This window comes from Blautia sp. CAG:257, from assembly GCF_000433815.1.
GTDB lineage: Bacteria > Bacillota > Clostridia > Lachnospirales > Lachnospiraceae > Blautia_A > Blautia_A caecimuris.
This window is the reverse complement of record NZ_HF999058.1, coordinates 21,505-23,385: the sequence shown is the minus strand read 5'-3', so window position 1 is coordinate 23,385 and position 1,881 is coordinate 21,505. Positions and strand designations below refer to the sequence as shown.

The 1,881-nt window shown below is 47.5% G+C and carries 3 protein-coding genes; all 3 read left to right on the top strand.

Going from position 1 to position 1,881, the window contains the following annotated elements; genetic code table 11:
• The coding region (locus QVP40_RS07760) for a ComEA family DNA-binding protein (RefSeq protein WP_288200388.1) at nucleotides 1–294 on the top strand (294 nt) is incomplete at its 5' end.
• Nucleotides 295–305: 11 nt separating this feature from the next.
• Nucleotides 306–995 (top strand): response regulator transcription factor, encoded by a 690-nt coding sequence (locus tag QVP40_RS07755; RefSeq protein ID WP_022067899.1) that lies wholly within the window; start codon nucleotides 306–308, stop codon nucleotides 993–995.
• Nucleotides 996–998: 3 nt separating this feature from the next.
• Nucleotides 999–1,881, top strand: an 883-nt coding sequence (locus QVP40_RS07750; protein ID WP_288200387.1) for a histidine kinase dimerization/phospho-acceptor domain-containing protein, incomplete at its 3' end; no start/stop codon positions are given.

The following is a 1,881-nucleotide window of genomic DNA, read 5'->3' as shown; positions in this document are numbered from 1 at the left end:
GAGAAGGGAATGGCAGGGCAGCCGTCAGGAGGCGCTGCAGATCCGGGTACCGGGGGAGCTGTAACGGAAGCAGCAGGAGCAGGGGAAACGCAGGATTCAGGAACAGTAAATCTGAACACAGCAGATTCTGCAGCGCTTCAGACACTGCCCGGTATCGGAGAAGCCAAGGCCCGGGCCATTCTGGCCTACCGGGAGGAAAAGGGCGGCTTTTCCGGTACGGAGGAGCTGATGAATGTGCCGGGGATCAAGGAAAGTACTTTTTCAAAGATAAAAGACAAGATTGCAGTAGAATAAGGAGATTGTAAATGAGCAGGAAAGTATTAGTGGTAGATGATGAAAAACTGATCGTAAAGGGCATCCGTTTCAATCTGGAACAGGACGGTATGGAAGTGGACTGCGCTTATGATGGTGAGGAAGCAGTGGAAAAGGCAAAGGAAAAGCATTATGACATTATCCTTCTTGATCTTATGCTTCCCAAGATGGACGGCCTTGAAGTCTGCCAGCAGATCAGGGAGTTTTCCAATGTTCCCATTGTAATGCTTACTGCCAAAGGCGAGGATATGGATAAGATCCTGGGACTGGAATACGGCGCAGACGATTACATTACCAAGCCTTTTAACATTCTGGAGGTAAAGGCAAGAATCAAGGCGATCATGCGCCGCGCCCGTTCAGAAAGCGAGGAGAAGGAAAAGGCCAAGACCATTGAGACAGGTGATCTGAAGCTTGACTGCGAGAGCCGTCGTGTGTTTATTGCAGGCAAGGAGATCAATCTGACAGCGAAAGAATTTGATGTGCTTGAGCTGCTTGTATTTAATCCGAACAAGGTTTACAGCCGTGAAAACCTTCTGAATATTGTCTGGGGATATGAATATCCGGGTGATGTGAGAACTGTGGATGTACATATCCGCCGTCTCCGTGAAAAAATCGAGGCGAATCCCAGTGAGCCCAAGTATGTACACACCAAATGGGGTGTAGGCTATTATTTTCAGGCATAAGCAATGAAAAAGAAAAACAGGTTTTTTAAGAGTCTGCGTTTCCGGATCCTGATCATTCTGGTGATTCTGGGAATTGTACCCAGTGTGATCGTTACACGGATGATGATCAGCAACTATGAGAAACAGGCTGTGGCAGTAAGAGCAGGGGCAGTCAGCAATCAGTGCAGTATTCTTTGCAATCAGATCATTAAGGAAAATTATCTCAATGATCCCAGCTCCGAGGCTGTAAACGGCAAGCTTGAAATGCTGTCCAATGTGTATGGCGGACGTATCCTGATCGTGGACAGAGATTTTAAGATCGTAAAGGATACCTACCATGTAGATGAGGGGAAAACTCTGGTTTCTCCAAAGATCATCCGCAGCTTTAAGAAAGGGGAACCTACGGATTATCAAAGAAAGGGACAGGTGATCGAGTTCGCAGTTCCTGTGAGAAGTGCGGATGTTCCTCAGATCCAGGGAGCCATGCTGGTGACGATCTCCTGCAGTGAGATCACGGCTACCATGATGGAACTGAATTATCAGGGGCTTCTTCTGATCGCAGTGATCGTGGTTCTGTCTGTTTTCCTTGGATATATTCTTGCCACTGTTCTGGTGAAGCCTCTTGCCCGTGTAACCAAGTCTATTGAAGATCTTACGGACGGATATCAGAATGATGAGATCTCCGTACCGGATTATACGGAGACAGAGCTGATCACAGATGCTTTTAATAAGATGCTGGCAAGAATGAAGGTTCTGGATGAATCCAGGTCCGAGTTTGTTTCCAATGTGTCTCATGAGCTGAAAACGCCAATGACCTCCATGAAGGTTCTGGCAGATTCTCTGGTAGGCCAGCAGGGAGTTCCGGAGGAGCTTTATCAGGAGTTCCTCCAGGATATTACTGCTGAGA